The following is a 5,252-nucleotide window of genomic DNA, read 5'->3' as shown; positions in this document are numbered from 1 at the left end:
AACTGAAGTTTCCCAATAATTATTTATGGTAAAATTGAAACTATGCTACAACTATATGAAAAAAATAGTCTTTTCATTCGTTTCAAATGCTATTGCCTAAGGGGAATTAAGTAGGGGTTTGCTATAAACATGGCAAAACCACCTAAAATAAACCTCGATACACCAGCATTGTGTATTTCAGCTACTCAATAATTGGGAAACTTCAGTTGTATGTATTCTATTTGATTGGTTTCATTATTTGAACCATATCACGTTCGTATGTCTATTGCCTTTAGTTGAGCAACTAATAAATATTAGTTATGGCTTCCAGACAGTGCAAACTAAGTATTATTACTGTATTCTATATGAATGAAGAATACACATTTAACGGATACACAATTTATAAATCTGGAACTTTCCAGGTCTATATTAAATGGCCTGAAAGAGGCAGGGTTTGATTATTGCTCGCCTATCCAGGATAGGGCTTTACCAATTGCTCTAAGAGATAGAGATGTAGCAGGACAAGCGCAAACAGGGACAGGCAAAACAGCAAGTTTTTTATTGGCAACTTTTCAGCGCTTGCTAAATGATAATAGTGAAAAGAAAAAATATCCCAGGGCAATTATTCTAGCTCCAACTCGTGAACTTGCCATACAAATTCATAAGGATGCACTTTTATTAGGTAAACACCTAGGTTTAAATTTAGCACTTATATACGGTGGAACAGATTATCAGAAGCAATTAAAAACAGTACAGGGAAATGTCGATATTATTATTGCGACGCCAGGTAGAATTATTGACTTTTATCGGCAAAAAGCATTTTCTTTGAATCATATCCAGGTTATGGTGCTGGATGAAGCAGATAGAATGTTTGATCTAGGTTTTATTAAAGATATACGTTATCTGCTCAATCGCATGCCCAGCCCTGAAAAGCGCCTTAATATGTTGTTTTCAGCTACCTTATCTTTCAAAGTATCTGAATTGGCCTATGAGCATATGTATCAGCCAGTCATGGTTAAAATTGAAACGGAAGAGGTAACTTCGGATTCAATTAATCAATTTGCATTTTGTCCTGCGAATGAGCAGAAAATACCTTTATTAATAGGTTTACTCAATTCTCATAAACCTGAACGCAGTATTGTTTTTGTTAATACTAAACGTAGTGCTGAAAAATTAGCTGACTACTTGGCTGCTAATGACTATAAAACGGCTTTACTAAGTGGTGATGTACCACAAGAAAAGCGACAACGACTATTGGCTGATTTTCAGGAAAGTAAAGTTACCATTATGATTGCAACTGATGTTGCTGCACGTGGTTTACATATTCCTGATGTATCGCATGTATTTAATTTTGATTTACCTCAGGATGCTGAAGATTACGTACATAGAATAGGCAGAACAGCACGCTTTGGGGCAAAAGGCGAAGCAATCAGTTTTATTTGTGAAGAATATGCCTATTCAATGCCTGATATTGAAGACTATATAAACCAAAAAGTGCCAGTACATAGAGTTACCGAAGACTTACTGCCAGAATTAAAAAAGCCCGCACCAAGAGCGAGAGCTCCACGCAAGCCTTATCCAAAAAGAAAGCCAAATGTAAGAACCGAGACAAAGGCGTAGTGAGCTGACTATTTTCATGCCCTTCAGGGAAAAAGTTTAAGTATTAGCTTACTGACGTTTCTTAATATTTATTTATGATAGAATTTAAACAATGTCGCAACTATATGAAAAAAATAATCTTTTCATTCAATTCAAATGCTTTCGCCTAAGAGGAATTAAATGGGGGTTTGCTATAAACATGGCAAAGCACCTAAAATAAACCCCGACGTGCCAGCATCGCGAGCTTTAGCTACTCAATAATTAAGAAACTTCAGTTAGCTTACAAACGGGATTTTAATTAAATTTGCTGACTAAGCGCCCGGCATAATCTCTCGAAAATCATGAATCGCTGGGAATTCGGTAATACTTCTAGCTGCTTTTTTTGAATCGGGCCTAGTAATGGATATCAAATTCTTAATCCCAAAAGTTTTGGCGGAGCGCAATACCGCCAGACTATCATCTATCATTAAAGTAGATTGTTTATCCCAGCCGTACTGATTTTGAAATATTTCCCAGAATTCCTGATGCTCTTTGGCAAATCCAAAGTCATGTGAGCAAATGATATCGTTAAAAAATGGCTGTAAACAGGTTTTTTCCATCTTTATCGATAAACTGTCACGATGAGCATTGGTTACTAACAGGACTTCTTTATTAGAGTGTTGTAATGCATTTAAGAATTCTGTGACATGAGGTAAGACACTTATCAGGCCCGAAATTTCTGCTTTCAAGCCCGCTATATCCAGCTTTAATATTTCACTCCAGTAATCCAGGCAATACCATTCCAGTTTACCTTCCATACTCTTGAATAAAGGTACTAAGTGTTTAACTGCTTCATCCAGAGTTAACTGGTTTTGTAGTGCATAACGTTCAGGTATAAATTCTAGCCAGAAATGGTTATCAAAATTCAAATCGAGTAAAGTTCCATCCATATCCAGTAAAACTGTATTTATTTTGTTCCATTCCAGCATAACAAGGACTATAGTGATATTAAATAAAGATAAGTTACCATAACAAAAATGGGTTTACTTGATTTCTTGCAAATAATGATATTAAAACCCGACAGTTAAAATAACTGAAGTTTCCCAATTATTGAGTAGCTGAAATACACAATGCTGTGTGCGGGGAGTCGCTATTTTTGCGAAAGCTTGTTTTGGGCATCCCAGCCCAAGCAAGCGGCAAAAACTTAACGCGACCGCTAATGCCTTCGGCGCCCCAGACGTCCTGCGTACGTGCCACTTCGCCACTACCATCGTAAACTCGGTGCTGGCTTCGTAACACTCCCTCAAATGACTGGACGGCGTTTCGGAATGCCTTTTATTTTGTCTCCACCTACGCTAGCGCTACGATTCCGACAAAACAACGGCCCTACGCCTTCTGGGGACTACCAGCCCTCGCGTTCGCTCTCCATGGCTGGCAGCGTTTGTAGTTTTATCAAACCCTGCAAAGGCGGCTCTTATAACACAAGAACTTGCAGATGTATCCATTTAGGAAATATCTATGATGTTACCTTTTTACAAGACGATAGAGGTGCTAGTTTTAATTCATACAATGATATTATGCCGGGCATAACATTTACCATTGCGGGTGAGGCTGAGTCTGCAGTAAATGCTATTGTTGCAGCAGCTGGACCAGGATATGATTATACTCCCGGGGGGGGGGGCGATACTGAAAATGGTTTTCGGGTTCCTTTTAGTTTTACTGATGATAGTTATTTCTATATGACTGGGATTGATAAAATAGGCACTTTTGGTCCATTTGAGCAACCGAGAGATGGAGATAGCGTTTTTTCGTTTGCTACATTCGAACTGTCTAACAATATACCGATTGTGCCAGAGCCTGGTTCTTTAGTATTACTAAGTCTGGGCCTGCTAGGTTTTACTGCACGAAAAGTAAAACGTAACACTTAGTCTTGTAATGTGGGGGTTGGGTTAGCTTATCAAGCGAAGCGCAGATAACGACCCAGCATTTTCATGTAAATCAGCGTGTTGTTGGGTTACGTTTTTTTACTTCGCAAAAAAATCTAAGCCAACCTACGTCTTATCTTATTGAAATTTAATCAATAAATTCTTAAGTAAGCAGTATTAGGACCAGGCTTGATTTATCTCCCTTTTTTCCTAGTTAAGGCGATTAATCGGTGGACAGAAAAGCGTTGTCCACCTTACGTTCTTGCTTTTCTCTTTCCTTTCCGCAGAAAGAAATGTTAGGGGCAGACTCGATTTATCCTCCCCCCCCCTTTTTTTTAAATTTTAACTGTCGTACGTCTGATGCGTTTCGTGCCTCAACACATCCTATATTGGAAGGTGTATGACGGATTATCAAAATCCTGTTCAAATATTGGACGCTTATTTATTTTCAGGTGCCTGAGTATCTAACAAATATCTAGTGATAAAAAAAGTTACATAACTTCACAAACTTTATCGCTGCATGCAATAGCTGCTTACCTTTGCGCTATATAGTGTTAAGTGCTTTTTTAATATAACGATTATATTAAAACCTTGTGACATTATTTGTTTAATACTAAAGGAAAACATAATGAGAAAAAATATTTTTGGCATTCTAGTCACTTATATATTATTTATTAATGCAGTTATTGCAGCGGCACCTCCTGGCAAATTACAGCTAAATGGCCAAATGTTTCAGTTGTTAAACGAATCTATTCAAGCGAATTCTGACTCCATCTCGGCGCTTAGTGCTCGAGTCTCAACCATTGAGGGAGACATTGCAACTATTAATAGCAATATTGACTCGTTAGACGGCAGGATAACAACTAACACGACAGATATTGCCACTACTTTAGCTGCAACCGGGGTGCTGAGTGACGAACTTGATGCACTAGCAGCTAAGCACACTGTCGATTTTGCTGCATTAACCATTGATATCGCAACAATAAATGGATCTATAATAGATTTAAAAGCCAGTATCACCGGGTTAATAGACGAATTACAAGCGGAACTAGATGCTCTTAGCGGAGGCCAGGAAGAACTAAATGCACAAACAGCTGGGAAGATTGCTTCATTAGAATCGCAAATAGCTACATTATCAGGGCGTGTATCTACGCTAGAAGGGTTTCATATTACCTATCCTGCTGCCTGTGATTCAGGTAACGATACAGGTACAGGTACAGGGGCTCCTTGGGTTGTATGTGAGGCAGATGAAAATCAAGCATGGATTTCAGCGAATAATATGGGTAGTTATCATGCTGAACTTATTTGCCAGGAACATGGCTACACTACTGTAAGTGTCTGGAGTGGAACATGCGGAAACGTGTGCGGTTATTGCCAGGGAGTAGGCTCAACATCTTGCTCTAAGACAGGGACTGGTCCAGAAGCTGAAAACGGATCCTGGAGCAATTTTAATGGCGGCACAGACGAATTAGGCGATAAAATAGCCAGTACTGTACAGTGGAGATGTGTTAAATAGGTTATTCCCCTACCTAATACGGAATAAGACAAGCCCTGAGCGTTAAAAGCTTGGGGCTTTTTTGTGAGTTCAAGGGGTCAGCCAGCTTGATTTGGGGGATTTTCGAGGCTTGTCTTTTGAAACTGAAGTTTCCCAATTATTGAGTAGCTGAAATACACAATGCTGGTGTATCGAGGTTTATTTTAGGTGGTTTTGCCATGTTTATAGCAAACCCCTACTTAATTCCCCTTAGGCAATAGCATTTGAAACGAATG

At 38.8% G+C, this 5,252-nt stretch carries 5 protein-coding genes; 3 read left to right on the top strand and 2 right to left on the bottom strand.

Annotation, left to right across the window (positions count from 1 at the left end; translation table 11 throughout):
• Positions 1-348: 348 nt before the first annotated feature.
• On the top strand, positions 349-1,599 hold the full coding sequence (locus tag CDZ78_RS13840) for a DEAD/DEAH box helicase (protein WP_087870538.1): 1,251 nt from the start codon (positions 349-351) through the stop codon (positions 1,597-1,599).
• A gap of 290 nt (positions 1,600-1,889) precedes the next feature.
• On the opposite strand, the gene yrfG is transcribed toward CDZ78_RS13840, so the two are convergent.
• Complete coding sequence (gene yrfG, locus CDZ78_RS13835; RefSeq protein ID WP_087870537.1) at positions 1,890-2,546, bottom strand: GMP/IMP nucleotidase; 657 nt, start codon at positions 2,544-2,546, stop codon at positions 1,890-1,892.
• Positions 2,547-2,664: 118 nt separating this feature from the next.
• Positions 2,665-2,856 (bottom strand): hypothetical protein, encoded by a 192-nt coding sequence (locus CDZ78_RS13830; RefSeq protein ID WP_087870536.1) that lies wholly within the window; start codon positions 2,854-2,856, stop codon positions 2,665-2,667.
• Between the two features lie 128 nt (positions 2,857-2,984).
• Between CDZ78_RS13830 and CDZ78_RS13825 the strand changes: the two genes are divergently transcribed.
• Both CDZ78_RS13825 and CDZ78_RS13820 read left to right on the top strand, forming a co-directional pair.
• Positions 2,985-3,485: a PEP-CTERM sorting domain-containing protein gene (locus tag CDZ78_RS13825; RefSeq protein WP_167374309.1), complete on the top strand. Its 501-nt coding sequence runs from the start codon at positions 2,985-2,987 to the stop codon at positions 3,483-3,485.
• 625 nt (positions 3,486-4,110) lie between these two features.
• On the top strand, positions 4,111-4,998 hold the full coding sequence (locus CDZ78_RS13820; protein ID WP_087870534.1) for a hypothetical protein: 888 nt from the start codon (positions 4,111-4,113) through the stop codon (positions 4,996-4,998).
• The last annotated feature ends 254 nt before the right edge of the window (positions 4,999-5,252 follow it).

The sequence above is a fragment of the Bathymodiolus platifrons methanotrophic gill symbiont genome (assembly GCF_002189065.1).
Lineage (GTDB): Bacteria > Pseudomonadota > Gammaproteobacteria > Methylococcales > Methylomonadaceae > Methyloprofundus.
Note: the sequence above shows the minus strand (reverse complement) of the source record. Positions and strands in the feature narration are given on the sequence as shown.

Bases quoted from the DNA above. Each gene is read 5' to 3' on its own strand.
- CDZ78_RS13840 (WP_087870538.1), top strand. From the start codon at position 349: ATGAAGAATACACATTTAACGGATACACAATTTATAAATCTGGAACTT.
- yrfG (WP_087870537.1), bottom strand. From the start codon at position 2,546: ATGCTGGAATGGAACAAAATAAATACAGTTTTACTGGATATGGATGGA.
- CDZ78_RS13825 (WP_167374309.1), top strand. From the start codon at position 2,985: ATGGCTGGCAGCGTTTGTAGTTTTATCAAACCCTGCAAAGGCGGCTCT.
- CDZ78_RS13820 (WP_087870534.1), top strand. From the start codon at position 4,111: ATGAGAAAAAATATTTTTGGCATTCTAGTCACTTATATATTATTTATT.